General features: G+C 69.0%; 24 protein-coding genes and 5 pseudogenes. 20 read left to right on the forward strand and 9 right to left on the reverse strand.

Annotation, left to right across the window (positions count from 1 at the left end):
- Window positions 1-2: 2 nt before the first annotated feature.
- Both FCI23_RS14025 and FCI23_RS14030 read right to left on the reverse strand, forming a co-directional pair.
- Complete coding sequence (locus FCI23_RS14025; RefSeq protein ID WP_136723919.1) at window positions 3-1,082, reverse strand: ABC transporter permease; 1,080 nt, start codon at window positions 1,080-1,082, stop codon at window positions 3-5.
- Window positions 1,082-2,095 (reverse strand): substrate-binding domain-containing protein, encoded by a 1,014-nt coding sequence (locus FCI23_RS14030; RefSeq protein ID WP_136723921.1) that lies wholly within the window; start codon window positions 2,093-2,095, stop codon window positions 1,082-1,084. The genes FCI23_RS14025 and FCI23_RS14030 overlap by 1 nt, the downstream gene beginning before the upstream one ends.
- 330 nt (window positions 2,096-2,425) lie before the next feature.
- Between FCI23_RS14030 and iolC the strand changes: the two genes are divergently transcribed.
- From iolC to FCI23_RS14070, 8 genes are all read left to right on the forward strand, one after another.
- Complete coding sequence (iolC, locus tag FCI23_RS14035) at window positions 2,426-3,424, forward strand: 5-dehydro-2-deoxygluconokinase (RefSeq protein ID WP_211265324.1); 999 nt, start codon at window positions 2,426-2,428, stop codon at window positions 3,422-3,424.
- Between the two features lie 34 nt (window positions 3,425-3,458).
- Complete coding sequence (locus FCI23_RS14040) at window positions 3,459-4,337, forward strand: Cgl0159 family (beta/alpha)8-fold protein (RefSeq protein WP_136723925.1); 879 nt, start codon at window positions 3,459-3,461, stop codon at window positions 4,335-4,337.
- 15 nt (window positions 4,338-4,352) lie between these two features.
- A complete protein-coding gene (iolB, locus tag FCI23_RS14045) occupies window positions 4,353-5,282 on the forward strand; it encodes a 5-deoxy-glucuronate isomerase (RefSeq protein WP_136723927.1) in 930 nt (309 codons plus the stop codon).
- Entirely contained in the window at window positions 5,279-7,153 is a 1,875-nt protein-coding gene (gene iolD, locus FCI23_RS14050) for a 3D-(3,5/4)-trihydroxycyclohexane-1,2-dione acylhydrolase (decyclizing) (protein WP_136723929.1), read from the forward strand. The genes iolB and iolD overlap by 4 nt, the downstream gene beginning before the upstream one ends.
- A 395-nt stretch (window positions 7,154-7,548) precedes the next feature.
- Window positions 7,549-9,045, forward strand: a complete 1,497-nt coding sequence (locus FCI23_RS14055; RefSeq protein WP_136724051.1) for a CoA-acylating methylmalonate-semialdehyde dehydrogenase — start codon at window positions 7,549-7,551, stop codon at window positions 9,043-9,045.
- Between the two features lie 43 nt (window positions 9,046-9,088).
- Window positions 9,089-9,889, forward strand: a complete 801-nt coding sequence (locus FCI23_RS14060) for a GntR family transcriptional regulator (protein ID WP_136723931.1) — start codon at window positions 9,089-9,091, stop codon at window positions 9,887-9,889.
- Between the two features lie 207 nt (window positions 9,890-10,096).
- Window positions 10,097-11,233, forward strand: a complete 1,137-nt coding sequence (locus FCI23_RS14065) for an ROK family glucokinase (RefSeq protein WP_136723932.1) — start codon at window positions 10,097-10,099, stop codon at window positions 11,231-11,233.
- On the forward strand, window positions 11,230-11,766 hold the full coding sequence (locus FCI23_RS14070) for a hypothetical protein (RefSeq protein ID WP_136723935.1): 537 nt from the start codon (window positions 11,230-11,232) through the stop codon (window positions 11,764-11,766). The genes FCI23_RS14065 and FCI23_RS14070 overlap by 4 nt, the downstream gene beginning before the upstream one ends.
- Window positions 11,767-11,861: 95 nt before the next feature.
- Here the strand turns inward: FCI23_RS14070 and FCI23_RS14075 are convergent, their stop codons facing one another.
- Window positions 11,862-12,164, reverse strand: coding sequence for an immunity 53 family protein (locus tag FCI23_RS14075; protein ID WP_136723937.1), 303 nt, complete (start codon window positions 12,162-12,164; stop codon window positions 11,862-11,864).
- A 70-nt stretch (window positions 12,165-12,234) separates the two neighbouring features.
- Here FCI23_RS14075 and FCI23_RS14080 point away from each other — a divergent pair.
- Window positions 12,235-13,343, forward strand: a pseudogene (locus FCI23_RS14080) (IS630 family transposase).
- 136 nt (window positions 13,344-13,479) lie between these two features.
- Here FCI23_RS14080 and FCI23_RS14085 read toward each other — a convergent pair.
- Both FCI23_RS14085 and FCI23_RS59520 read right to left on the reverse strand, forming a co-directional pair.
- A pseudogene (locus FCI23_RS14085) lies at window positions 13,480-13,787 on the reverse strand (VOC family protein); the annotation flags it as partial.
- A gap of 68 nt (window positions 13,788-13,855) precedes the next feature.
- The gene (locus FCI23_RS59520) at window positions 13,856-14,404 is read right to left on the reverse strand and encodes a hypothetical protein (RefSeq protein ID WP_246143693.1); all 549 of its coding nucleotides are present in this window, start codon (window positions 14,402-14,404) and stop codon (window positions 13,856-13,858) included.
- A 1,178-nt stretch (window positions 14,405-15,582) separates the two neighbouring features.
- On the opposite strand from FCI23_RS59520, the pseudogene FCI23_RS63720 reads away from it, so the two are divergent.
- From FCI23_RS63720 to FCI23_RS63725, 5 genes and pseudogenes are all read left to right on the forward strand, one after another.
- Window positions 15,583-15,891, forward strand: a pseudogene (locus FCI23_RS63720) (ISAs1 family transposase); the annotation flags it as partial.
- A gap of 251 nt (window positions 15,892-16,142) precedes the next feature.
- Window positions 16,143-16,346, forward strand: coding sequence for a hypothetical protein (locus FCI23_RS59530; protein ID WP_246143695.1), 204 nt, complete (start codon window positions 16,143-16,145; stop codon window positions 16,344-16,346).
- Between the two features lie 134 nt (window positions 16,347-16,480).
- Window positions 16,481-16,645: pseudogene (locus tag FCI23_RS14105) on the forward strand (ATP-dependent Clp protease proteolytic subunit); the annotation flags it as partial.
- A gap of 66 nt (window positions 16,646-16,711) precedes the next feature.
- Window positions 16,712-16,975 carry a hypothetical protein gene (locus FCI23_RS14110; RefSeq protein ID WP_246143696.1) on the forward strand — a complete coding sequence of 88 codons (264 nt, stop codon included), beginning with the start codon at window positions 16,712-16,714 and terminating at the stop codon, window positions 16,973-16,975.
- A 402-nt stretch (window positions 16,976-17,377) separates the two neighbouring features.
- Window positions 17,378-17,608, forward strand: a complete 231-nt coding sequence (locus tag FCI23_RS63725) for a zinc-ribbon domain-containing protein (RefSeq protein WP_456318831.1) — start codon at window positions 17,378-17,380, stop codon at window positions 17,606-17,608.
- A gap of 110 nt (window positions 17,609-17,718) precedes the next feature.
- Here FCI23_RS63725 and FCI23_RS14120 read toward each other — a convergent pair whose 3' ends face one another.
- The gene (locus FCI23_RS14120) at window positions 17,719-18,024 is read right to left on the reverse strand and encodes a helix-turn-helix domain-containing protein (RefSeq protein ID WP_010983415.1); all 306 of its coding nucleotides are present in this window, start codon (window positions 18,022-18,024) and stop codon (window positions 17,719-17,721) included.
- A 64-nt stretch (window positions 18,025-18,088) separates the two neighbouring features.
- On the opposite strand from FCI23_RS14120, the gene map reads away from it, so the two are divergent.
- Window positions 18,089-18,856, forward strand: coding sequence for a type I methionyl aminopeptidase (gene map, locus FCI23_RS14125; RefSeq protein ID WP_136723941.1), 768 nt, complete (start codon window positions 18,089-18,091; stop codon window positions 18,854-18,856).
- Here map and FCI23_RS14130 read toward each other — a convergent pair.
- The 3 genes from FCI23_RS14130 to FCI23_RS14140 all read right to left on the reverse strand — a co-directional run bounded on the left by FCI23_RS14130 (window position 18,843) and on the right by FCI23_RS14140 (window position 20,908).
- Window positions 18,843-19,037, reverse strand: a complete 195-nt coding sequence (locus FCI23_RS14130) for a zinc finger domain-containing protein (RefSeq protein WP_246143698.1) — start codon at window positions 19,035-19,037, stop codon at window positions 18,843-18,845. The two genes, map and FCI23_RS14130, sit on opposite strands and share 14 nt — an antisense overlap.
- A 242-nt stretch (window positions 19,038-19,279) precedes the next feature.
- Window positions 19,280-20,269, reverse strand: coding sequence for an aldo/keto reductase (locus tag FCI23_RS14135; RefSeq protein ID WP_136723943.1), 990 nt, complete (start codon window positions 20,267-20,269; stop codon window positions 19,280-19,282).
- 51 nt (window positions 20,270-20,320) lie between these two features.
- Window positions 20,321-20,908, reverse strand: coding sequence for a flavodoxin family protein (locus FCI23_RS14140; protein WP_136723944.1), 588 nt, complete (start codon window positions 20,906-20,908; stop codon window positions 20,321-20,323).
- A 242-nt stretch (window positions 20,909-21,150) separates the two neighbouring features.
- Between FCI23_RS14140 and FCI23_RS14145 the strand changes: the two genes are divergently transcribed.
- The 5 genes and pseudogenes from FCI23_RS14145 to FCI23_RS59545 all read left to right on the forward strand — a co-directional run bounded on the left by FCI23_RS14145 (window position 21,151) and on the right by FCI23_RS59545 (window position 24,768).
- Entirely contained in the window at window positions 21,151-21,879 is a 729-nt protein-coding gene (locus FCI23_RS14145; RefSeq protein ID WP_136723946.1) for a TetR/AcrR family transcriptional regulator, read from the forward strand.
- Between the two features lie 661 nt (window positions 21,880-22,540).
- On the forward strand, window positions 22,541-23,362 hold the full coding sequence (locus FCI23_RS14150; RefSeq protein ID WP_136723948.1) for an alpha/beta fold hydrolase: 822 nt from the start codon (window positions 22,541-22,543) through the stop codon (window positions 23,360-23,362).
- A 330-nt stretch (window positions 23,363-23,692) separates the two neighbouring features.
- Window positions 23,693-23,832 (forward strand): annotated as a pseudogene (locus FCI23_RS14155) (transposase); the annotation flags it as partial.
- A 217-nt stretch (window positions 23,833-24,049) separates the two neighbouring features.
- Window positions 24,050-24,337 carry a hypothetical protein gene (locus FCI23_RS59540; protein ID WP_246143699.1) on the forward strand — a complete coding sequence of 96 codons (288 nt, stop codon included), beginning with the start codon at window positions 24,050-24,052 and terminating at the stop codon, window positions 24,335-24,337.
- 11 nt (window positions 24,338-24,348) lie between these two features.
- On the forward strand, window positions 24,349-24,768 hold the full coding sequence (locus FCI23_RS59545) for a site-specific integrase (RefSeq protein WP_246143700.1): 420 nt from the start codon (window positions 24,349-24,351) through the stop codon (window positions 24,766-24,768).
- Window positions 24,769-24,866: the final 98 nt, after the last annotated feature.

Raw genomic sequence — 24,866 nt, forward strand, 5'->3', positions numbered from 1 at the left:
GTTCACCTCCGGGTCGCCTGGCGGCGGACCCACAGATTGACGAGCGTCGCCACGAGGAGCATCACGCCGAGGAAGAACTTGAACCAGTCGGGGTTCCAGTTGGCGTACACGATGCCCTGGGTCACCATGCCGAAGATGAAGGCGCCGATGACGGAACCGATCGCCGATCCGTAGCCGCCGGTGAGCAGGCAGCCGCCGATGACCGCAGCGATGATGTAGAGGAACTCATTGCCGACGCCCTCGCCGGACTGCACGGTATTGAAGGAGAACAGCAGGTGCATGCCGACGAACCAGGCGCCGAACCCAACTGTCATAAACAGTATGATTTTGGTGAATTTCACCGGGACGCCGACAGCACGGGCGCTTTCGCTGTGGCCGCCGACCGCGAAGATCCAGTTGCCGAACTTGGTGCGGAGCAGCACCCAGGTCGCCAGAGCGGCGAAGACCAGCCACCACAGGACGGTGATCTTCAGTGAGACCCCGCCGAAATCGATCTCGGAGGCGAAGACCTTCTTCGCTTGGTTGAAGCCGTCCATGTTGCTGATGTCGTCGGTGGCGACATTGCCCGTGAGCAGCTTGGTGACGGCCAGGTTGAGCCCCTGCAGCATCAGGAAGCTGGCCAGGGTGATCAGGAAGCTTGGCAGCCCGGTCTTCACGAGCATGTAGCCGTTGAGCGCGCCGACCGCGAGCGACACGATCAGTGCGACGATCACGCCGACCCAGACGTTCGTGGTCAGCTGGAAACTCAGCATGGCCGCGGTGAGCGCCGAGGTGGTCACCGCGACACCGGCGGACAGGTCGAACTCGCCGCCGATCATCAGCAGTGCCACCGGCAGCGCCATGATGCCCATGGTCGAGGCCTGGTAGAGCACGGTGGCCAGGGAGTCGGCCTGCCGGAAGGACGGTGCTACCGCGAAGAAGAAGGCGTAGACGCCAATGGCGGCGATCAGCGCGCCGATCTCCGGGCGGCCGAGCAGCCTGCGCAGCAGGGAGCGCTGGGCCGTGCGGCCGTCCTGGGCGGCAGGGGCTGTCGGCGACGGCGGCCCGCCCACTGCCGGGGCCTCTGTGTGAGCCGTTGCCATCACCGAGTGCCGTTCGCCGCGAACTTGGCGATGGTGGCGACGTTGTCCTTCGTGACGAAGGCCGGGCCGGTCAGCACCGGTTGCGCGCTACCACCGCTGAAGTTGCCGTTGAACTTGTAGAGCCACAGGGAGTCCACCGCGAGGTAGCCCTGCAAGTACGGCTGCTGGTCGACGGCGAACTGCACGGTGCCGGCCTGGATCGCCTTGACCACGTCCTGGTTGAGGTCGAAGGTCGCGACCTTCGCCTTGCTGTTCGCGTCGGACACCGACTGGACGGCTGTGAGCGCGAACGGACCGCCGAGCGTGACTATCTCGTCGATCGAGGAGTCCTGCCGCAGCTTGGCCGTGATGGTCGACTTCACAGACGGCATGTCGGTGCCGTTGACGTAGAGGTTCTGGACCTTGCCCTTGAAAGTCTTCTTCAGACCCGCGCACCGGGTTTCGAGGGCGACGTTCCCCTGCTCCTGCACCACACAGAGCGCGCTCTTGGCCCCGATGCTGTTCAGCTTGGTGCCGAAGGCCTGGCCCGCGATGTCCTCGTCCTGGCCGAAGTATTCCAGCAGCTTCTGCGACTTCCAGGCACTGAGACCGGCGTTGAAGCCGACGACCGGGATGCCGGCCGCCTCTGCCTTGGCCACTGCGGCCTTCATGGCGTCGGGCTTGGCGAGGGTGATCGCGATGCCGTCGACCTTCTGGTCGATCGCGTTCTGGACCAGGTTGGCCTGGTTGGCGGCGTTGGGGTCGCTGGAGTAGACGAGGTTGATGTTGTCCTTGGCGGCCGCGGCTTGGGCGCCCTTGCGGATGAGGTCCCAGAAGGTGTCGCCGGGGGCGGCATGGGTGATCATCGCGATCTTGATGCGGGCGGTGGTGGCCTTGCCTGCCGAGATGTTGTTGGCGGCAGTCTGGGCCTTCTTGCCGCCTGAGCTGCTGGAGCAGCCGGCCGCGAGCAGGACGCCGGCCGCGCATGCTGCGGCTATGGCGGTGGCCTTGCGGGTTCTGGTCTTACGGTCCATCGGTCCTGCACCTCACTGCGGTGGGAGGGAGTCATGAAGGGGGGCGCGGGGAGGAAGCTGTACGGCCCGGCGGCTGTCCCAATATCGCTGCCGTTAACGCGGCCGTCGCAGAACGGGAGCCAACCCCTTGCCAGAGCGCCTGTCAAGGGTTTGTTATGACATCAATTCATTTTGACGTAACGACGCGGTAACGTTCTCCAGGTTGGCGGTCGTTACGTTCGAATGTAAGGACAAACCGTTGACATCGGTCCGCCCCCGGGCTAGACCTGAGGAGCTCGCAGCGCTCCCCACCTGCCGGACGACGAGGAGTCCCCGCCCATGACCCCCCCAGTGTCAACGCCGTACGACCTGATCACGATGGGCCGTATCGGAGTGGACATCTACCCCCTGCAGACCGGCGTGCCGTTGCCACAGGTCGAGACCTTCGGCAAGTACCTGGGCGGCTCGGCGACCAATGTCGCGGTCGCGGCGGCCCGCCTCGGGCGGAGCGTCGCGTTGATCAGCCGCACCGGGCGCGACCCGTTCGGCGAGTACTGCCACCAGGCGCTGAAGGGCTTCGGCGTCGATGACCGCTTCGTGACACCGGTCGACCAGTACCCGACGCCGGTCACCTTCTGCGAGATCTTCCCGCCGGACGACTTCCCGCTCTACTTCTACCGCCGGCCCAAGGCCCCCGACCTGGAGATCTACCCCGGTGAGCTGGATCTCGAAGCGATCCGCGCCGCCCGGGTCTTCTGGATGACGGGGACCGGGATGTCCGAGGAGCCCAGCCGCACCGCGACGCTCGCCGCGATGGAGGCCCGTGCCGGTGCCGGGGCTGGTACGACGGTTTTCGACCTCGATTGGCGCCCCATGTTCTGGGGCGGCGAAGGCGGCGCGTCCTCCGCCGGCGGCGCCACCGGTCACGCCGCCATGGCCGAGGCCCGGCCGTACTACCGGCGCGCCCTCGCGCACGCCACGGTCGCGGTCGGCAATCTCGACGAATGCGAAGTCGCCACCGGCGAACGCGAACCGCACGCCGCCGCCGAGGCACTGCTCGCCGCGGGCGTCACTCTCGCCGTCGTCAAGCAGGGCCCCAAGGGCGTGCTCGCCGTGCACCGCGACGGCACCACCGCCGAGGTTCCGCCGGTCCCCGTCGAGGTGGTCAACGGCCTCGGCGCCGGGGACGCGTTCGGCGGCTCGCTCGTCCACGGCCTGCTCGCCGGCTGGGACCTGGAGCGGACCATGCGGTACGCCAACGCCGCCGGCGCCCTCGTCGCCACCCGCCTCGCCTGCTCCTCCGCGATGCCCACCGAGTCCGAGGTCGAAGACCTCCTCGCGCGCGGCTGACCGGCAGGACCCCCTTCACAGAAGAGAGCACCCCTTGAGCATCAGCATCTCCGACCTCGTCAAAGTGCGGACACGGCACCCGGAGGCCATCGCGGAGGCGGCCGGCCGCCGCGCCCGCCGCCCCCTGCTCGGTGAGAGCGGCCGGCTGATGATCGTGGCCGCCGACCACCCGGCCCGCGGCGCACTGGCCGTCGGCGACCGCAAGTTCGCCATGGCCAACCGCGCCGACCTGCTGGAACGGCTCTGCACCGCGCTGTCCCGCCCCGGTGTCGACGGAGTGCTCGCCACCGCCGACATCCTCGAGGACCTGCTGCTGCTCGGCGCCCTCGAAGACAAGGTTGTCATGGGTTCGATGAACCGCGGCGGCCTCGCCGGAGCCGCCTTCGAGCTCGACGACCGCTTCACCGGCTACCGCCCCCAGGACATCGCCCGGCTTTGCTTCGACGCCGGAAAGCTGCTGCTCCGTATCGACTACGAGGACTCCGGCTCGCTGTCCACCATGCTCTCCACCGCCCGCGCCATCGACGAGATGGCCGAGCACAGACTCCCGGTCTTCGTCGAACCGTTCATCTCGCGCCGCATAGGCGGCAAGGTGACCAACGACCTCAGCGCCGAAGCCGTCACCAAGTCCATAGCCATCGCCTCCGGACTCGCCGGCACCTCCGCGTACACCTGGCTGAAGCTCCCGGTCACCAATGATGTCGACGACATGGCCGCCGTTATGGAGACCTCGACCCTGCCCGCCGTACTGCTCGGCGGCGAGGTCGGCAAGGACCAGGAGGCGGCGTACGAGAAGTGGCGCAAGGCGCTGCAACTGCCCACCGTCCAGGGGCTTGTCGTCGGCCGCTCCCTGCTCTACCCCTCCGAGGGCAGCGTAGAGACAGCCGTGGACACCGCCGTCGGCCTGCTCTGAGAAGGGACTCCCGCCATGACTGCCACCGGACCTGCCGGACCCGCCGGCAACACCGAGTTCCACCTGTCCGCGGGGAAGGCCGCAGCCGGCCCCTACGCCGTTGACATCGACCCGGCGCGGGCCGGCTGGGGCTACTCCAGCCTGCGCGTCATCGAACTGCCGCCCGGCGGCTGGCACGCCTTCGACACCGGTGACAGCGAATGGATCGTGCTGCCGCTCTCCGGCGCCTGCTCGGTCGCCACCGAGGGCGAGACCTTCCAGCTCACCGGCCGTCCCGACGTCTTCTCGGGCGTGTCGGACTTCGCATATGTGCCGCGCGACGCCCAGGTCTCCATCGCCTCACGCGACGGCGGCCGTTTCGCCCTCACCGGCGCCCGCTGCAGCCGTCGTCTTCCCGCCCGCTACGGGCCCGCCTCCGGCGTGCCGGTCGAGCTGCGCGGTGCCGGGAACTGCTCACGCCAGGTCAACAACTTCGGCGCCGCCGGGGTCTTCGAGTGCGACAAGCTCATCGCCGTAGAGGTCATCACCCCCGGCGGCAACTGGTCTTCGTACCCCGCCCACAAGCACGACGAGTGCCGCCCCGGCGAGGAGTCCGAGCTGGAGGAGATCTACTACTTCGAGATCGCCGAGGCACACGGCGCGCCCGGACTCGGCTACCAGCGCGTCTCGCCCTCCGGCCACGGCCGGGGCACCGACGTTCTCGCCGAGGTGCGCAGCGGTGACACCGTCCTGATCCCCGACGGATGGCACGGCCCGTCGATCGCCGCGCCCGGCCACCACATGTACTACCTCAATGTCATGGCGGGACCGGACGACAACCGGGCGTGGCTCATCTGCGACCACCCCGACCAGACCTGGATCCGCGGTACCTGGCCCGACCAGACCACCGACCCCCGCCTTCCGCTGTACACCGCACCGACCACTCAAGGGGAGAGGGCTCGATGAGCAGCTCCACTCGCAGACTGACCGTCGCCCAGGCTCTGGTGGAGTTCCTCTCCCACCAGTACACCGAACGCGATGGGCAGCGCCGCCGCCTGATCAACGCCACCTGGGGCATCTTCGGCCACGGCAACGTCGCCGGACTCGGCCAGGCGCTGCTCGAAGCCGGGCAGGAGAAGATGCCCTATCTCCAGGGCCGCAACGAGCAGGCCATGGTGCACGCCGCCGTCGGCTACGCCCGGCAGTCCAACCGGCTCGCCGCCCACGCAGTCACCACCTCCATCGGCCCCGGCGCCACCAACCTCGTCACCGGCGCCGCACTCGCCACCGTCAACCGGCTGCCGGTGCTCCTGCTGCCCGGCGACAGCTTCGCCACCCGGCCCGCCGACCCCGTACTCCAGCAGCTGGAGCACCCCGTCTCCGGGGACATCTCCGTCAACGACGCACTGCGGCCGGTCTCGCGCTACTTCGACCGGGTGACCCGGCCCGAGGCGCTGATCCCCGCCGCCCTGCAGGCCATGCGGGTCCTCGCCGACCCCGTCGAGACCGGCGCCGTCACCCTCGCCCTTCCGCAGGACGTCCAGGCCGAGGCCCACGACTGGCCCGAGGAGTTCTTCGCCGACCGCGTCTGGCACGTCCGCCGCCCGGTGCCCGAGCCGGCCGAACTCGCCGCCGCCGTCCAGGCCGTACGCGACGCCCGGCGCCCGCTGATCATCGCGGGCGGCGGCATCCACCACAGCGAGGCCGAGGACGCGCTCAAGGCGCTGGCCGACGCCACCGGCATCCCCGTCGCCTCCACCCAGGCAGGCAAGGGGTCGCTGCGCTACGACCACCCGGCCGACCTCGGCGGCATCGGCCACACCGGCACCGCCGTCGCCGATGACCTCGCCCGTACAGCCGACCTCATCATCGGAGTCGGCACCCGCTACAGCGACTTCACGACCGCCTCCAGCACCCTCTTCGCCACGCCCGGGGTCCGCTTCATCAACCTCAATGTGGCGGCTTTCGACGCCCACAAGATGAGCGCCCTGCCGCTGGTCGCCGACGCCCGCTCCGGCCTGCTGGCTCTCGCCGAGGAGTTGGCCGGGCACCGCGTCGACGAGACCTTTGAGGCCGAGTACCGCACCGGCAAGACACGCTGGGAACGCCTCGTGGACGTCGCATATGGCGCCGACGACGAGGACGCCCGACCCACCCAGACCCAGGTCCTCGGCGCCCTGGACTCCGTCGTCGGCGACAACGACGTCATCATCAACGCGGCCGGCTCGCTCCCCGGCGACCTGCACAAGCTCTGGCGCGCCCGTTCCCCGCGCCAATACCACCTCGAATACGGCTACTCCTGCATGGGCTACGAGATCCCGGCCGGCATCGGCGTCCGCCTCGCCGCCCCCGACCGCCCGGTCTGGTCCCTCGTCGGGGACGGTACGTACCTGATGATGCCCACCGAGATCGTCACCGCCGTCCAGGAGGGCATCAACGTCAACCTCCTCCTCATCCAGAACCACGGCTACGCCTCCATCGGCGGCCTCTCCGAGGAAACCGGCGCCGAACGCTTCGGCACCGCCTACCGCTTCCGCGCCCCCGACGGCACCTACACGGGCGACCCGCTGCCCGTCGACCTCGCCGCCAATGTCGCCAGCCTCGGCATGGACGTCATCCGCGCCGCCACCGTCCGCGAACTGCGCTCCGCGCTGGCCACCGCCCGCGCCTCCGACCGCCCCACCTGCGTCTACGTGGAAACGGATCCCGCGCCAACGGCCCCCGCCGCCCAGGCCTGGTGGGACGTGCCCGTCGCCGAGACCGCCACCCGGCCCGCCGCCGTCAAAGCCCGTGAGGAGTACGACCGCCGTGCGGCGCAGCGCAGGCGCCACCTATGAGTCCGCTCTCGCCGCCGGACGGGTCGCGGCGGTCTCGGTCCGGCCGCGTCGCACATGCCGCGACCCGGCGGGGCGCTCCTGCGCCGGAGCTGCGGTCGCGGTCCGCCCGATACCGCCGTACCGCGCCGTTGTGGTTGCTCGCCGCTGCGGCAACATCTCCATCCGCCGCAACGGCGCGAGGTACGGCGGTGCGGCTCGGCGGTGTCGGACCGGCCGTAACCCGGTGGTGCGCCGGTGCGCCGGAGAAGTCCGGTCTGCAGCCTGCCGCGCAGGCGGCGAGGCCGAAAAACCCAGCCCGTCCGGCGTTTGAGGGCGAAGGCCTCAGCAACCCCAGCCCGTCCGGCGTTTGAGGACACCTCAATCCATCCCTCCACGGAAGGCTCCGCACCATGAGCATCACCACCATCGATCACTGGATCGGCGGCAAGCCCGCCGAAGGCACCTCCGGCAACTACGGCCCCGTCTACAACCCCGCCACCGGCGCCGAGGCCAAGCGGGTCGCGCTCGCCTCGGTAGAAGAGGTGGACGCGGCGGTCGCCGCCGCGCTGGCCGCGTATCAGACCTGGTCCACCGCTTCGCTCTCCAAGCGCAGCGCCGTTTTGTTCAAATACCGCGAGCTGCTTGACGCGCACCGCGACGAGATCGCCGCCCTGATCACGGCCGAGCACGGCAAGGTGCACTCCGACGCGCTCGGCGAGGTCGCCCGCGGCCTGGAGATCGTCGAACTGGCGACCAGCGCCCCGCTGCTGCTCAAGGGCGAGCTGTCCACGCAGGTCAGCACCCGCGTCGATGTGAGTGCCATCCGGCAGCCGGTCGGTGTGGTGGCGGGCATCACGCCGTTCAACTTCCCGGCCATGGTGCCGATGTGGATGTTCCCGCTCGCCATCGCCTGCGGCAACACCTTCGTGCTCAAGCCCAGCGAGAAGGTGCCGTCCGCCGCCTACCGCCTCGCCGAGCTCGCGGCGGAGGCGGGCCTGCCGGACGGCGTACTGAACGTGGTCAACGGCGACCGCGTCGCGGTGGAGCGGCTGCTCGACCACCCCGACGTCTCCGCGATCAGCTTTGTCGGCTCGACCCCGATCGCCCGTCATATCTTCACCACCGGCACCGCCAACGGCAAGCGCGTCCAGGCCCTCGGCGGCGCCAAGAACCACATGCTGGTCCTGCCCGACGCCGACCTGGACCTCGCCGCCGACTCCGCCGTCAACGCCGCCTATGGTTCGGCGGGGGAGCGCTGCATGGCGGTCTCCGTGGTCGTCGCCGTGGGCGCCGAAACCGGTGACGCGCTCGTCGAGAAGATCGCCTCCCGTGCCGCCGGGCTACGGATCGGCCCGGGCGACGACCCGGCCTCCGAGATGGGACCGCTGATCACCAAGCAGCACCGCGACAAGGTCGCCTCCTATGTGCACAGCGCCCGCGAACAGGGTGCGGAGGTTGTCGTGGACGGCACCGGCTACACCGTCGAGGGTTACGAGAACGGCCACTTCGTCGGGGTCTCCCTGCTCGACAAGGTCTCCACCGACATGGACGCCTACCGCGACGAGATCTTCGGCCCGGTGCTCTGTGTCGTCCGCGCCGAGACCTACGACGAGGCGATCCGACTGATCAACAGCTCCCGCTGGGGCAACGGCACCGCCATCTTCACCCGCGACGGCGGCGCCGCCCGACGCTTCCAACTGGAGGTGCAGGCGGGCATGGTCGGCGTCAACGTGCCGATCCCGGTGCCGGTCGGCTACCACTCCTTCGGCGGCTGGAAGGAGTCGCTCTTCGGCGACCACCACATCTACGGCAACGACGGCGTGCACTTCTACACCCGGGGCAAGGTCGTCACCACCCGCTGGCCGGATCCCTCCGACAGTGGAATCAACCTCGGCTTCCCCAGTAACAGCTGATGCCATATAGAGGGCGGACTGATGCAAATGTTCGGACAATCTGATGTCAGACTTTCCTGACCCCCGGACGGGCGGCTACTCTCCCCGTGTGTCCAAGCCTGAGTCCGCCCTCCTCGACTTCGCCGTGGACCGGTCCAGCCCGGTACCGCTCTACTACCAGCTCGCTCAACAGCTGGAAGGCGCTATCGAGCACGGCCGGCTCGCCCCGGGAAGCCTCCTCGGCAACGAGATCGAGCTCGCCGGACGGCTCGGGCTCTCCCGCCCCACCGTCCGGCAGGCCATCCAGTCCCTGGTCGACAAGGGGCTCCTGGTCCGCCGCCGAGGCGTCGGCACTCAGGTCGTGCACAGCCAGGTCAAACGCCCCCTGGAACTGAGCAGCCTCTACGACGACCTGCAGGCCGCCGGCCAGAGCCCCGCCACCCAGGTGCGGCGCAACGAGATCCAGGCCGCCTCCGCCGAGGTCGCCGCCGCCCTGGGGGTCGCCGAAGGCAGCGAGGTCGTCCTCCTGGAACGGCTGCGCTCCACATATGGCGAGCCCATGGCCTACCTCAGCAACTACATCCCGCCCGACCTCCTCAACCTCGACACCGCCAAATTGGAGGCCACCGGCCTGTACCGCCTCATGCGAGCCGCCGGCGTCACCCTGCACAGCGCCCAGCAGACCGTCGGCGCCCGCAGCGCCACCCCCGACGAGGGCAAGCTGCTCGCCGAGGACCCGGGCGCGGCCCTGCTGACGATGCGGCGCACCACGTACGACGACAAGGGCCGCGCCGTCGAGTACGGCACGCACATATACCGCGCCTCGCGTTACGCGTTCGAGTTCCAGCTGCTCGTACGCTCCTGACCCCCGGCGCCGCCCCCGGTGACCCCCCGGGCGGCGCGCTGCCGGCCGCCCGGCGCCACCGCCGCACGCCCGGGCAAGCGGGCTGCCCGAGGCGGCCACCTGCCGCTTCCGGGCGGGACCGGTGGGACGCAAGTGCCCACAGACGTGCACCGCCCCGCAGGATTGAGGCAGAATCGCCACGTACAGCCGCCGAGCCGGGGAATAACCTTGTCATCATCCGCCAGTAGTGACCGAGCCGCCCGCTATCGCACGGGCGCCGCCAGAGCGACCGTCCTGCAGACGGTCGGCCGCCGGGAACGGCGGTCGCACCTCACCGCGCCCCGGGTGCCGACCGTGGGGATCGACATCGGCGGCACAAAGGTGATGGCGGGCGTCGTGGACGCCGACGGCAACATCCTGGAGAAGCTCCGGATGGAGACGCCGGACAAGTCCAAGAGCCCCAAGGTCGTCGAGGACACGATCGTCGAGCTCGTCCTGGATCTGTCGGAACGGCACGATGTGCACGCCGTGGGCATCGGCGCCGCGGGCTGGGTGGACGCGGACCGCTCCCGCGTACTCTTCGCGCCGCATCTGTCCTGGCGGGACGAACCCCTCAAGGAACGCCTCTCGGAGAGGCTTCTCGTCCCGGTGATGGTGGACAACGACGCGAATACCGCCGCATGGGCGGAGTGGCGGTTCGGGGCCGGGCGCGGCGAGAGCGACCTGGTCATGATCACCCTGGGCACGGGGATCGGCGGCGCCATATTGGAGGAGGGCCACGTCAAGCGCGGTCGCTACGGTGTGGCGGGCGAGTTCGGCCATATGCAGGTGGTGCCCGGAGGGCACCGCTGCGCGTGCGGCAACCGTGGTTGCTGGGAGCAGTACAGCTCGGGCAACGCGCTGGTGCGCGAGGCCCGCGAGCTGGCGGCGGCCGAGTCTCCGGTGGCGTACGGGATCATCGACCGGGTCGGCGGCAGTGTCGGCGAGATCACCGGCCCGCTGATCACGGAGCTGGCCCGCGAGGGCGATGCGATGTGCATCGAGCTCTTCCAGGACATCGGCCAGTGGCTCGGCGTCGGCATCGCCAACCTCGCCGCGGCCCTCGACCCGTCGTGCTTTGTGATCGGCGGCGGGGTGAGCGCGGCGGACGATCTGCTGATCGGCCCGGCGCGGGAGGCGTTCCGCCGCAATCTGACCGGCCGCGGCTATCGTCCGGAGGCCCGTATCGCCAAGGCGGAGCTGGGACCGGAGGCCGGGATGGTCGGCGCGGCCGACCTCGCGCGGCTGGTCGCGCGCCGCTTCCGCCGGGCGAACCGCCGCAGGGTCGAGCGGTACGAGCGGCTGACCCGGGCGGTCGGACTATGACAAGCGCTCAACCCCTGAGGAAGCCGCCGCGCTGGGTCCGGTGGACGGTCGTACCGCTGCTTGTCCTGGCCCCGGTCGGATACGTGATCATCTCAGCGGAACAGAGCCGCGACAGCGGCATTGACAAGCAGAACCAGGCGGCCGCTACGCGGCTCACGCATTACTGGCCGAGCAAGGTGCAGCGCCGTATCTACCAGGTGCCGATCCCGCTGGGGGGAGTCGCGTCAGGCGTCGCGTACCTGGAGACGAATTCCTGGACGACCAGCACCCTCTATGTACAGTTCCGGACCAACGCCGGAGCCCTCGACTCCTTCCTCGCGCAGCTCGGCACCAGCCGGGCGGCCCTGAAGACGGGCGATATCACCATTACCGCGCAGCAGCGGAAAATGGTCCGGTGGAACTTCCGCCCCGCGCACCAGTGGGCCGGAGCGTCGCTCACCGAGCACGGCGACAAGCCGGATCACAACCTCGTCGTCGACCTCACCAACCCGGACCTGCCCGTGATCTATGTCGCGTCCACGATGAATTTCTGAGGGGGCCGGTCGGTGGATCCCCAGGTTTCATCGCTAGTGCTCTGACCGCATAGGTTCACCGGGTTGGTATCTCCGGCTCTGCACCGGACGGGAGTTCAAGGAGCGGTCGCCCAGGTACGGAACAGCGTGAGGGCCTCGGTGAGGTTTTTGGGGCCGCACGCGGCGTGGAAGGTTTTCTCAGCGGTCCAGGTCCGAACCCAGTCCTGCGTGCTGCGGTTGACGTCCTGACGGGGGTACTCGCGTTCTTCCAGGTCCGTCTCTTCCAGATCGATCTCGACGGTCCAACCGGGATTGTCGAGCGTGGCGATCCTCACGCCCCACACATGCTCCCAGTCGCCGTCGCACTGCCGCGCGTACCAGCTCTGCAGCCAGCCAAGAAGAGGCTCCGAATCGCTCATGGCAGGAGATGCTAAGCCAGACGCGCGCCGGGCTCGGGCGTGTGCTGGTCCAACCGGCAGGGGAGAAGCGATGGCGGAACCGGTACGAGTAGGCAGGCTGACCGACCAGGAGGGGCAACGACTGCAGCAGATCGTGCGCCGGGGCAGCACCAGCTCAGTGCGCTACCGCCGCGCGATGATGTTGCTGGCGTCAGCCGGCGGGAACCGGGTGCCGGTCGTCGCCCAACTCGTGGCGGCCGATGAGGACACCGTGCGCGATCTCATCCACCGCTTCAACGAGATCGGCCTGGCCTGCTTGGACCCCAAGTGGGCGGGAGGCCGTCCCCGCCTGCTCAGCGCTGATGACGAGGACTTCGTCGTCGCGACGGCCACCACTCGCCCGGTCAGACTCGGCCAGCCCTTCACCCGCTGGTCGATCCGCAAACTCGCCGCCTACCTGCGCAAAGTCCACGGGCGAGTCATCCGCATCGGCCGCGAGGCCCTGCGCTGCCTCCTGTCGCGACGCGGCGTCACTTTCCAGCGCACCAAGACCTGGAAGGAGTCCACCGACCCGCAGCGAGACGCCAAGCTGGGGCGAATCGAGCACGTCCTGGAGCACTTACCCGACCGTACTTTCGCGTTCGACGAGTTCGGGCCGCTCGGCATCCGCCCCACCGCAGGATCCTTCTGGGCTCCGCAGAACCGACCCCAGCGAATCCCAGCGACCTACCATCGCACCCACGGCGTCACCTACTTCCACGGCTGCTACTCGATCGGTGACGACACCCTGTGGGGCGTCAACCGCCGCCACAAGGGCGCCGCGCAGTCCCTGGCCGCGCTGAAGTCGATCCGCGCCGCCCGTCCCGACGGCGCCCCCATCTACGTGATCATGGATAAGCTTTCCGCTCACAAGGGCGCCAAGATCCGGGCCTGGGCGAAGAAGCACCGGGTCGAGCTGTGCTTCACCCCGACCAACGCCTCCTGGGCGAACCCCATCGAGGCCCACTTCGGGCCACTGCGGCAGTTCACCCTGGCGAACTCCCACCACCCCAACCACACCGTCCAGACCCGCGCACTCCACACATATCTGCGCTGGCGCAACGCCAACACCCGCCACTCACAGCCCAGCGACGAGAACGCGCCCGAATCCGCAGCGAGAAAGGCATGCGCTGGGGAGGACGCCCCCTCGCTGCGGCGTGACCGATCCGGCCGGTCCGCCTCGTCACGATCCGCCGGCAGCCGCCTCGGGGACGCCGCTCCGGTCCGGCTGGATCAAGTCCCAGCGGTTTCCGTACAGGTCCCGGAAGACGGCGACCGTGCCATAGGGCTCACGCCTGGGTCCCTCTTCGAAAGCGACACCGGCCGCGCGCATGCGCTGGTAGTCGCGGTCGAACGCGTCAGTGTTTAAGAACCAGCCGACGCGGCCACCGGTCTGGTCCCCGACCCGGGCCGCCTGCTCAGAGACCGCGGCTCTGGCCAAGAGCACACCCGTTTCCCGCGCCCCAGGCGGGGCGACGACCACCCAGCGCTTCGCGTCTTCCATAGTGTGTCTTCCAGTAGCTCGAAGCCGACAGCGCCAACGTAGAAGGCGATGGCCTCGTCGTAGTCACGCACGACAACAGTCACCAGTCCGATATGAGGCATCCAGCGATCCTGCCCGTCGGCTGACGAGATGCACCACCCCAACCCGGTGAACCATCTCGCTCAGAGCGTTAGCGGACTGCCCACTCCGTGGTCGGGACGCAGTCGTGCACCGTGTAGGCCCAGTCATCGAACTTCGCGAGGAACGCGCGGGACAGGAGGACGTCTCCCGCCCGCTGCGCGCGCAGCATGAAGCCGAGCTCGTCCGATGCTGCGTCGCCTTCGACGGACAGCGCGGGGCTCATGTCGCGCTCGGTCACGTAGTCGAAGACCTGCTCGATGAGCTCGGACGGCACCTGCCCGACCAGCCGTAGGGTGTCCAGCCAGACCTGCGGACCGCACAGGGCGTCGACGGCCACGCAGGCGAGGTTGTCGGAGTCCCGGAAGTAGGCCGTGCCAGCGGTCGACCATCCCGGTGCGGTCGTCGCCCGGAAGTCGGCCCGCCCGGTCAGGACGCCGCTCCGCGTCTCAGTCTGGAGCGCGGGGCAGGTGAACCCCTGGGCCTTCATGGCCGCGACCGCCTGCTGGTGGCCCATGCCGAAGCGCAGCGGCCCTACGCTCACGAACGGGGTGTAGACCCACCGCGCCCGCTCGGCCTCCTCGACAACCGGCCACACCACCCGGCACCAGCCCCCTTCGCCTCAAGCCCCTCGCTGTACCGAGGCCTCAGCACCCTACAGGCGCAACGCGATGCGCTGCAGAAGCTGTGACCTCACCAACCCGGCGAACCTTCCCGGTCAGAGCACTAGCGTGGCCGACATGAGCGACGAGAACCCCCTCCAGCACCGTTTCGACGGCCCGGATGAAGCCCCGGTGCTTGTGCTCGGTCCCTCGCTGGGCACCACCTGGCACAGGTTGTAGGGACCGTCCACGGGCGTCCGGCAAGTCCAAGACAGGTGCTTATTGCCAGGTCAGGGCCTCATTGTTCGGGGGAGTCCGCACAGTCGGTGAGACCTGTGTGAGAGCGCGTGAGACGGCGAAGCCCCGCCGGGATGCCCTGGCGGGGCTTCTGCGAGCAGCGGGCTACGATGGCGTGTTTCGTCCGGCGCGGCCACCGTTGTACTCCGGCTCACCGCTTTTGTCGCCGACGGGTGAAATGAGATTCACCCGACGCCGACACCCGTCTGCCCCGGAGATCCTGGCACCCAGCGGAAAGGAGTTCCTTATCGGGGACGCGCTGGCCCGAGGCCGTCGCCTCCGGGTGGAACTGGAATGCGGCATCAACGACCGCTCAACCACGGCACCGCCCGTTCAGCTCGAAATTTCAGAAGCCGACTAACGACACCAACGCCCCTTAGGCATTCCGGATACTCGTCTGTCCGGCGAAAGAGTGGCCGCTCACCTCACACCACCTGAGGCCACCGGAGACACCGAGATAGCCCCTCGCACCGTGCGTGCTCCCTGGCGACCACTCCGAGGAGGTAGCCGCGGCGGCCGCGCGCAGTGAGTCGCTGGCGGCGTGCGCGACGCTGGTGGTGGGCGGCGACTTGGTGGCGGCGATCTGGCAGTGGGCGGCACGCTCGCCGCAGGACAAGCTCGCCCGCATCGGTGCCCGCCTCGATCCGTTGACCGGCCGGTTCGAGGTTCCCAGCGAGCGCACCTTCCGCCGGGTGCTCGCGGATCTGGACACCGACGCCCTGGTCGCCGCCACCTGCGGCTACGCGGTGGACGTCGTACGCGGACGGCTCCGCTCCCTGAGGTCCCGCGCACTCCTGGCCCTGTGGAGCGCGAGGAGCGGCGCGCCGCCCAGCACACGGCCGAGCATCCGGCGCCGTTTGGCCGGCTGCCCGCGGCGGCCGTGGACAGTAAGGCCCTGCGCGGCGCACGCACCGAGCAGGGCAGGGTCTTCCTGGTCGGGGCGATCGGCCACGAGACCGGCGTGGTGCTGGGCCAGCGGCAGGTCGCCGACAAGCGCGGCGAAGGCTCCGCCGTCCGCGAGCTGCTGGCCTCGCTGGAGGTGTCCGGCATGGTGCTGACCCTGGACGCGCTGCACACCACCAAGAAGACCGCCCGCCTGATCACCGATGAGCTGCACGCCCGCTACGTCCTGATCTTGAAGGGGAACCAGCCGCTGGCCCGCGCCGCGGCCCAGGCCCTGCTGGCCGGCCCCGACGCCGACTGGGTGCAGACCACCCACGTCGACGAGGACCGCGGCCACGGCCGCGCCGCACGATCCGCACCGCCCCCGCCGACGACACGATCTTCCCCGGCGCGGCCCAGGCCTTCCGCCTGCGCCGCGACAGCGGCGACCTCGACGGCGCCTGGACGGGCAAGGAGATCGTCTTCGGTGTCACCAGCCTGCCCACCGCGCTCGCCGGCCCCGAGCACCTCAACCACTGCGAGAGGCCGCACTGGTCGGTGGAGAACCGGCTCCACTGGGTCCGCGACGTCACCTTCCACGAGGACAACTCCCAGGTCAGGACCGGTACCGCGTCCCGAGCCCTGGCCGGCTTCCGCAACCTGGCCATCAGCACGTTCCGCCTGGCCGGACGAGCCAACATCGCCCACGCCCGCCGCGATCTCCTCAACCACAACGACGCCTTCGCCGTCTACGGCATCTGATCAACTACCACGAAGTCAGACGCAACGGAACAACGCCGGGGCCGTGCCATTCGGCCATCATAGTTCTGTACGTCCTGTACATTTCTTTCCCGGAGGAGTCACCGCGGGGAATCCACCGCAGAAAAGAGGCAGCCATGAACCGGCCGTCGGGCCGCTACGTCCTGCCCGAGTTCACCGAGCGGACGAGCTACGGAAGCCGGACGCTCGGCCCCTACTCCAAGCTCCTCGAAGGGCGCATCGTCTTCCTGGGCACGGCGATCGACGAGACCGCGGCCAACGACGCGATTGCGCAACTCCTGCCCGGTTCGCCGACTACCCGTTCGTCGAGTTCGAGCTGATCGACATCAGCAACGAAAGCCCTCGACATGCCGGGCAAGGTCGCCGACTTCCTACTCGCGGCCGAACTGGACGACGCCGAGCGCGCCGCGCTCGACCAAGGCGTGACTGTACGGCGAGGTCAGGGCTACACGTTGCGCGTCAGCGCCGTGCCCTCGGTACACCGGGCACTGCTCGCCCACTGCCAGCCTCTCGACGGCGCCCCCAGCACTCCGGCGATCCCGGCGCAGCGCAAGGCCCGCCGCGAGTACGAGAACCGCGTCAACTCCCTCGTAGCCGACGCTCGGCGCTGATAGACCCCCGTGACTGCAGCCCAGAACGCTACACAGGGCTACTCGCCACCTGGCCGTAGCTATACGAGGACAGGGCCCAGGAGGAGGGCTACGCCATCGACCCCGAGGACCTGGCCCACATCTCGCCGTAGCTGACCGAGCACATCAAGCGGTTCGGCGAGTACAGCACCCGTGAGCTCGGCATCCAGCCGGAGGCGTACGACCCGAAGCTGAATGTGGATTTCACACGGCTGCGGGAGGAGAACCTCACCAGCGAGGGCTTCGGTCAGGCGGCCTGACCGAGCAGAGGAAGGGGGCCGTGGCGCGTTAGGGGTCTCGCTGGTCGAAGCGTATCCGCAGGTCGCCGCGATGTGGCTTCAGGAGCGCAACGGCGGGCTGACGCCGCAGAAGGCGACGCCGAAGATGCAGGTCGCGGTGTGGTGGCGGTGTGCGGCCGGGCACGAGTGGGAGGAGCGGATCTCCAACCGCACCGCGATGCCGAAGTGGAGAACGGCGATGTCGCCGCCTGCCGCGAGTGCGTCGACTACCGGGTCTCCCACACCTTCCCCATGTGCGGGCACACGGCGAGGGTGCGGGCGCTCGCGCCCTTCGGGCAGGAAGCGACGGAGCCGACAGGCGGCCAGGTCGGTGTAGCCGCCGAGGTCCGCTAGGCGGTGCTCGGGCTGGTCGACGAGGTGATCAGCGTGCGCGCAGGCGTACCGGCACAGCGCGGTCAGTGAACCGCTGACTCTCTGAGTGCGGCGTTACGAAACCAGCGATGGATGCCGTGTGACAGGCAGGACCGACTGATCCTCGACGGTTCGCTCTGCCTGGCTAATCTCGGCCCAGACGGCGTCGAGAGACAGGCCGAGGGTGTCGGCGATCGCTGCGATGGTCGGGAAGGCGGGGGTAGCCACACGGCCGGATTCGATCTTCCGCAGAGTTTCCGGCGAGATGTGCGAAGCAAGCGCCACGTCCAGCATCGAGCGGCAGCCCCGGGCTCGGCGGAGCAGGGCGCCAAGGCGTTGTCCGCGTTCTACCTCGGCGGGGGTGAGCGGCAACCTGACCATGACCCCATTCTAATACCGGTACAGTTAGACCGGGATAGTTATTGGACGCACATGAGAGGCCCCCATGATTGAGCTCCTGAACTCCGCGCGGCTTGAGCGGGCGAGGGACACCGGCGCCCTGGTCGGAAACATCCTGCACACGCTGAAGCAGCGCAGCACGGTCGGGACGAACCTGCTGGACATCGACCAGTGGGCCAAGGAGATGATCACCGAGGCGGGAGCGCAGTCCTGCTACGTCGACTACGCGCCTTCCTTCGGGCGCGGCCCGTTCGGGCACTACATCTGCACGGCCGTCAACGACGGAGTGCTCCATGGGCGGCCTCACAACTACACGCTGGCAGACGGGGATCTGCTGACTCTCGACCTCGCCGTAGCCAGGGGCGGGGTGGCCGCGGACGCCGCGATCAGCTTTCTGGTGGGCAAGGCCAGGCCAGCGGAGAGCGTCGCGATGATCGAGACGACCGAACGTGCACTCGCCGCCGGCATCGCCGCCGCCAAGCCTGGGGCGCGCATCGGCGACCTCTCCCACGCCATCGGCACGGTCCTCAGCAAGGCGGGCTACCCGATCAACACCGAGTTCGGAGGCCATGGCATCGGCTCGACCATGCACCAGGACCCACACGTCGCGAACACCGGACGGCCCGGCCGCGGATACAAGCTGCGCCCCGGACTGCTGCTCGCCCTGGAGCCCTGGGTCATGGCCGACACTGCCACACTCGTCACCGACGCCGACGGTTGGACGCTGCGCAGCGCGACAGGCTGCCGGACCGCGCACAGCGAGCACACCATCGCCATCACCGACAGCGGAGCCGAAATTCTCACCCGACCGTAAGGGGGGTAGCGCCGAGGTAAGCCCAAAAGCCGCCAGTTGTTGATCTTGGGGGCCGGAAGCGGGCGGTGTGGTACTGGATGGCCACCTTGCCCTTGCCGGTCCGACAGGGCGAGCCCGCCGGGGCGGCGCAGGTGAACATCGGGCAGACGTGCGATTCCACGCGCTTGAAGTCGTCGCTCACGCCCCAGATCGTTTCATCATGATCACCCCAGGTGGGCCTCCGGGTAGCGGGGTGTTTCATGAGCGACCACCTATGAAACATCGATGCCCGGCCCATCGGTGGGACCGAGGGCGCCTTCCGTGCACGTCTCAGCCCATACGCGTCCGAACGCGCTCACACGACACCGTCCGCCTCGCCCCCCCGCGGCCCTGCGCTGGTCTCGCCGGAGCCGACCTGAGTGGCATCTGTCCCGGGGTGGATCATCAGATCCAGGTGGGCACGTGCCCCTCGGTGTAGCGGGCGCCGAAGCCCCCCAGAGGCAGGATCTCGTCGATGGCCTTGACGTCGGCATCGGTGAGGGTGAGGTTGGCGGCGCCGGCGTTTTCCTCGATGCGATTCGGGCTGCGGGTGCCGGGGATCGGCACGATGTGCTCGCCCCGGGTCAGGAGCCAGGCCAGGGCTAGCTGGGAGACGGTGGCACCCTTGGCCGCCGCGAGCTCGGTGAGCCGGTCGACGGCTTCGACGTTCTTCTCGAAGTTGCCCGGCTGCCAGCGCGGGTCGACGTTGCGCATGTCGGTGGCTTCGTACTGGCCAGCGGGCTTGGCGGTGCCGGTGATGAACCCGCGGCCGAGGGGGGAGTAGGCGACGAAGCCGATACCGAGTTCGTCCAGGACAGCGAAGATTTGCTCGACGTCCCGTTCGAACAGGGAGTACTCGGTCTGCAGGACGGAGACCGGCTGCACGGCGTGCGCCTTGCGGATCGTCTCGGGTCCGGCCTCGCTGAGGCCGAAGTACTTCACCTTGCCCGCGTCGATCAGCTCCTTGACGGTGCCCGCGACCTCCTCGATGGGCACCTCGGGGTCGACTCGATGCTGGTAGAAGACGTCGATGTGATCCACGCCGAGGTAGCGCAGGCTGTTGTCGGCGACCTTGCGGATGTTGTCGGGTCGGCTGTTGAGAGCGCCGCCGATCTGCTCCGGAGGCACGGACATGTCGACACCGAACTTGGTGGCCAGGACCACGTCGTCGCGGAAGTCCCTGACCGCCTTGCCGACCAGGATCTCGTTGGATCCGGTGCCCCAGCCGTACATCTCGGCGGTGTCGAAGAAGGTGACGCCCAGGTCGTGGGCGCGGCGGAGGGCGGCGACGCCGGCCTCCTCGTCGGTGGGTCCGTAGGCCATCGTCAGGCCCATCGAGCCGTAGCCGATCGCCGAGACCTCAAGGCCCTGGCTTCCGAGCGTCCGGTTCTGCATGGTGCACTCCTCTGAAAGAAGCTGAAAGGTGATTTTTGGCGGACCGTTGTGTCAGTGCGTTGCGGCGGTCAGTCCGGCGCGGTGGATGCGGGTGTGCTCGGCGACGCGTCGGCCGAGGTGGCGGGCGGTGTTCAGGTCTGCGTCGTGGACCGCGGGTGTGTCGTTGAAGCTTTGTGCGCCGGCGCCGAGGTAGAAGCCGAGGCGGTTGTCGTCCTGGGGGCTGGAGGTGGTGGTGTTCCAGCCCGGCAGGAGGTTCAGGCTCACCCAGAGCATTCCGTGCTGGGCCGCCAGGAGCGAGAGGTACTGCAGGGTGTGCAGCTTGTCGCCGCTCATGGAGCCGGAGTTGGTGAATCCCGCCGCGAGCTTGTCGCTCCAGGCGCGGGTCATCCACCGCTTGCTGCTGGCCTCGGCGAAGGCATGGAACGCCCCCGACGCGGTGCCCATGTAGGTGGGGGTACCGAAGATGATGGCGTCCGCAGCGTCCATCAGTTCCCAGTGGGCGTCGCTGAGGGAGGCGACGTCCACGCGGTGGACCTGCGCCCCGGCGATGGAGCGCGCGCCGTCCTCGACGGCCGCGGCGATCTGCGCGGTGTGGCCGTAGCCGGAATGCGACGCGATGACGATCGAGATATCGGACATGGATGTTCCTCTCCTGCCGCGATGGCGGCGTGTTCGATGGTGGTGCCGGCGGACGACGAGCTGCCCGCCGCGGCGGGCAGCCGCACTGCTCCACGCGTGGGGGACCGACGGCCCCGGCCGAGGTACGGCGCATGCCCAGGTGGCGCGGGCCGGCATCGACCACCATCGGCATGGATCGTCGCTCCGCTTTCAACCGTAACACTGGAAAGGCGGCGATACGCAAGATGTGATATCGTTGTTCCATGAACGAGGGACGACGTGCCGCGCGGCGCCAGGTGCTGCAGGTGGCCGCCAAGCTTTTGGAGGAGGGTGGCAGCGAGGCGGTCTCCACGCGCGCTGTCGCTGCAGCCGCGGGCATCACGGCTCCCGCGCTGTACCGAATGTTCGACGACAAGGACGGGCTCCTGGCCGAGCTGGCCGCCTACGGGTTCGAGATGTACCTGGCCGAGAAGCGGGAGGCACTGGCGCTGACCCCCGACGACCCGGTGGCCGACCTCTACCGCGGCTGGGACCTGCACGTCGACTTCGGACTGCGGCACCCCGCGTTCTACATGCTCATGTACGGCACTGTGCAGCCCGGGCGGCGGCCCCCGGCCGCGGACGAGGCGCACGCCCTGCTGGTGAGACTGCTGGGCCGGGCGGCCGACGCCGGGCGCCTTCGGGTTCCGGTGGAGCAGGCGACCCGCGTCATCCACGCGGCGACAACGGGTGCCACGCTGGCGCTGATCGGCGAAGAGTCCTCGGAGCGGGACCTGGCCACTTCGGCACGGCTGCGGGACACCGTCATTGCCTCGATCACCACGGACTCGCCCGCCTCATCCGGGTCGGACCTGGCCTCGCGCGCACTCGCCCTCGATGCCGCACTGGAAACCGCGCTCACCACGGAGCCCCCGGCTGCGGGCGCCGGGGTACCTCTGCGAGACACGGAGGCGGCTCTGCTGCGCGAATGGCTCCAACAGCTGGCAGGCTGAACCGGCCGCGTGCACCGCAGCAGGTGGGCGCAGTCGGTTACGCCACCCGCGCGGTGGGCGTCCAGTCGCAGGGGCAGGCTGCAAGGGGCCTTGGGCGTGTTGGTACCCCCGGCTATCCGAAGATGCGCAAGGGCGTCAAGATCGGCAGGTTCCCTGGGCCGTGGGCGCTTCGGCTTCGGCGGATCCAGCCAGCCCCCGAGGCCCCAGCGCGTTTGCCGGTGACTTTCTGGGGGTTCGTCGGTGAGCTTGCGAAGATGGGGGCGCGCCGAGCAGGTCGCAAGGCTGCGGTTCAACTGGCCCGCGGTGGGAATGTGCCGCCACGCTGAGCACCCGCCTGGAGCAGAACGCGTCCGGTCTCCATCGGAACCCGGGATCGCCCTCCCCATGTATTCGCCTGCCCCGACAGCGCTGCGGAGCGCCTTACCCGGGCAGGCCCCGCACCAGCTGGCCGGATGGTCATGACAGCCATCGCGACAGTGGCCCTCGGCTCCCGCACGTTCCTCGGAGCTTTCACCCTTGCTCGCAGAAGGCTCGCCCTCTTCGGGGCAAGGGTGATGCCGGTGAGCCTGGGACCACAGATGCGGGAGCTTCTTGCTGATGAGGCATCGAGGCATGCTCTCAGTGGAAGGTGTTGTTCATGAGGCAAGAGAGGAGGCCAGTGATGGGCTGGACGCTTGGTGAGGAATTTGAGACGCCTGAAGGGGTGGTGCGGTGGGGGACCTTGGGTCGCGGAGACCCGATCGTACTGGTGCACGGCACGCCGTATTCTTCCTTTCTTTGGCGGGACATCGCTCCGGCCCTCGCCCGCACCCGCAAGGTCTTCTTTTTCGACCATCTCGGCTTCGGCCAGTCGGACCAACGCGAGGGCCAGGACCTCAGCCTGGCGGCTCACGCGAGGAACTTTGCCCGGCTCCTCGACCACTGGGAGCTATCCGACCCCAGTGTGGTCGCCCACGACATCGGCGGGGCAGTGGCGCTTCGGACATTGCTGCTGGAGGAGAGGAGCTACCAGGATCTGACCCTCTTCGACGCGGTGAGCGGTGGCGAGTGGGAGCGAGGGCTCTTCCAGCTCTTCCTGGAGCACGAGGAGGTCTTCCAGAAGCTTCCGGGTTACGCGCACGAAGCGCTGGTCGCCAGCCACCTGCGGCACGCCACGCACGTCGGCTTCCGGCCGGGAGTTCTCGATGCGTTCCTCGCGCCGTGGCGAGGGGACTCAGGGCAAGCGGCGTTCTACCGTCAGTACAGCCAGATCAGGCAGGCGGACACGGTCACGTACGAGCACTTGCTGGGCGGTATGTCGCTTCCGGTGCGGCTCGTCTGGGGCCGCGAGGACCGCATTCTTCCTCCGCCGTACGCCGAGTGGTTGCACGAACGCGTTCCGCACGCGGAGCTGCACTGGATCGAGGGCGCCGGCCACCTTCTCCAGGAAGACGCGCCGGGCCAGCTGTTGGCCTGCCTGACAGCCGGTTTCCCCTCGGCCTGAGCCGCGGTGCGCGCGGCGGTCCTCGGCTGAGCGCTCCGGCCCGAAGGCACACGCGAGTCCAGTGCACTGTTTTCCCTCGTGCGGGGGCGGGCTGCGGTACTCACTGCCCGGCGGACCCAGACGGGGCCCCGGATTCGTCAACAGAGCCAGTCCTCCCTTCAGCAGGAGAACGCCCACCTGTTGGGCCGCTCCAGCGGGCGGGAGCGGGGCAAGGCTGGTCGCCCGAAGGGCTCGCACTGTCCCGCAGAACACCGTAGTCAACCTTGAGGTGACCCCTGTGGTGTGGACACTCTGACAATGGATCTTGCAGATCCAAGGGAAGGTGTCCTGGTGGGACGTAAGTCTCCGTATCAGGCGGAGTTCAGGAACGATGCCGTCGCGCTGACCGAGCGGCTGGCGGGAAGCGCACGTACGCGGCGATCGCGGCCGATGTCGGGGTGACCGGCGAGACTCTGCGGAGCTGGGTGCGCCCGGCCGACGAGCACGCGGGCCGCGATCACAGCCGCCCCGGCCAGGTGTGCGACATCCCGTGAGTTCCCCTGAGCCCCGCCGAGTCCCCGGGCCCGTGGCCGGGGGCTCTTCCTCCTTCGTGTGCTCTGTGTGCCTGTGACGTAACTTCGGGATTCCTGAAGCGTTCTCATCTCGTCCGACCGATCCGCAGTCGGGCCGAAGGTGAGGAGGCTCGGGTTGGCGGCGCTGGCGGTCGTACGGGACCTGAGTGAGCACTGGGCGCCCGCGTCGGCGGAGGAACTGGAGCGGTTCGAGACCGACGTGCTGTCAGGGTTCGTCCTCGCACGGGCCTCGGCAGGGCTGGCGGACGGCACCATCCGCGGGGACGTCGGTCACCTGGATCAGATCAGGTCCTGGTTCGGCCGGCCGCTGTGGGGCATAAAGCCCGCCGACGCTGACGTGTACTTCGGGAAGGTGTTGCGGCACTCGCCCAGCGGCACTCGGCTGGCCGGTCACAGGCGCTGAGTACGTACTTCATGTTCTTGGAGCTGCGGCACAAGGTCGAAATCCACCGGATGGCCGGCCGGGTGGTCGAGTGCCCGATCGACGAGATGAACCGGCCGCGCGGGGCCAAGGACGCCCAGTTGCGGATCCCACCGAGTGAGCCGGAGATCGGGACGCTGTTCACGGGCTGGGGCGGCGAGCTGGCGACCTGCCGCAAGTTCGCCCCGACCGCCCGGAACTACACCGCCTCGAAGCTGATGTCCCAGGTCGGCCTGCGGGTGAGCGAGGCATGCGGACTCGACCTGGACGACACCAAGTGGGACCTGGGCCGCTTCGGCAAGCTCCACGTCCGCCACGGCAAGGGCGCCCGCGGCTCGGGGCCGCGCGAGCGGATGGTGCCGCTGATCAACGGCGCCGACCGGACGCTGAGGTGGTTCATCGAGGACGTGTGAGGCCAGTTCGACGACGACCACACCCGGCCCGGCGCCCCGCTGTTCCTGAGCGAGCGGAAGAACACCGACGGTTCCGCCCGCCGGGTCGGCGACGACGC

Origin of the sequence: Actinacidiphila oryziradicis, assembly GCF_005047355.1 — a bacterium.
Lineage (GTDB): Bacteria > Actinomycetota > Actinomycetes > Streptomycetales > Streptomycetaceae > Actinacidiphila > Actinacidiphila oryziradicis.

Coding starts and splice junctions, on each gene's coding strand:
- iolD (WP_136723929.1), top strand. CDS start 5,279: ATGAGCAGCTCCACTCGCAGACTGACCGTCGCCCAGGCTCTGGTGGAG.
- FCI23_RS14140 (WP_136723944.1), bottom strand. CDS start 20,908: ATGTCCGATATCTCGATCGTCATCGCGTCGCATTCCGGCTACGGCCAC.
- FCI23_RS14060 (WP_136723931.1), top strand. CDS start 9,089: ATGTCAGACTTTCCTGACCCCCGGACGGGCGGCTACTCTCCCCGTGTG.
- FCI23_RS14025 (WP_136723919.1), bottom strand. CDS start 1,082: ATGGCAACGGCTCACACAGAGGCCCCGGCAGTGGGCGGGCCGCCGTCG.
- FCI23_RS14120 (WP_010983415.1), bottom strand. CDS start 18,024: ATGGTCAGGTTGCCGCTCACCCCCGCCGAGGTAGAACGCGGACAACGC.
- map (WP_136723941.1), top strand. CDS start 18,089: ATGATTGAGCTCCTGAACTCCGCGCGGCTTGAGCGGGCGAGGGACACC.
- FCI23_RS63725 (WP_456318831.1), top strand. CDS start 17,378: ATGCAGGTCGCGGTGTGGTGGCGGTGTGCGGCCGGGCACGAGTGGGAG.
- FCI23_RS14145 (WP_136723946.1), top strand. CDS start 21,151: ATGAACGAGGGACGACGTGCCGCGCGGCGCCAGGTGCTGCAGGTGGCC.
- FCI23_RS14110 (WP_246143696.1), top strand. CDS start 16,712: ATGCCGGGCAAGGTCGCCGACTTCCTACTCGCGGCCGAACTGGACGAC.
- FCI23_RS59545 (WP_246143700.1), top strand. CDS start 24,349: ATGTTCTTGGAGCTGCGGCACAAGGTCGAAATCCACCGGATGGCCGGC.
- iolB (WP_136723927.1), top strand. CDS start 4,353: ATGACTGCCACCGGACCTGCCGGACCCGCCGGCAACACCGAGTTCCAC.
- FCI23_RS14150 (WP_136723948.1), top strand. CDS start 22,541: ATGGGCTGGACGCTTGGTGAGGAATTTGAGACGCCTGAAGGGGTGGTG.
- FCI23_RS14075 (WP_136723937.1), bottom strand. CDS start 12,164: ATGAGCGATTCGGAGCCTCTTCTTGGCTGGCTGCAGAGCTGGTACGCG.
- FCI23_RS14135 (WP_136723943.1), bottom strand. CDS start 20,269: ATGCAGAACCGGACGCTCGGAAGCCAGGGCCTTGAGGTCTCGGCGATC.
- FCI23_RS14030 (WP_136723921.1), bottom strand. CDS start 2,095: ATGGACCGTAAGACCAGAACCCGCAAGGCCACCGCCATAGCCGCAGCA.
- FCI23_RS14070 (WP_136723935.1), top strand. CDS start 11,230: ATGACAAGCGCTCAACCCCTGAGGAAGCCGCCGCGCTGGGTCCGGTGG.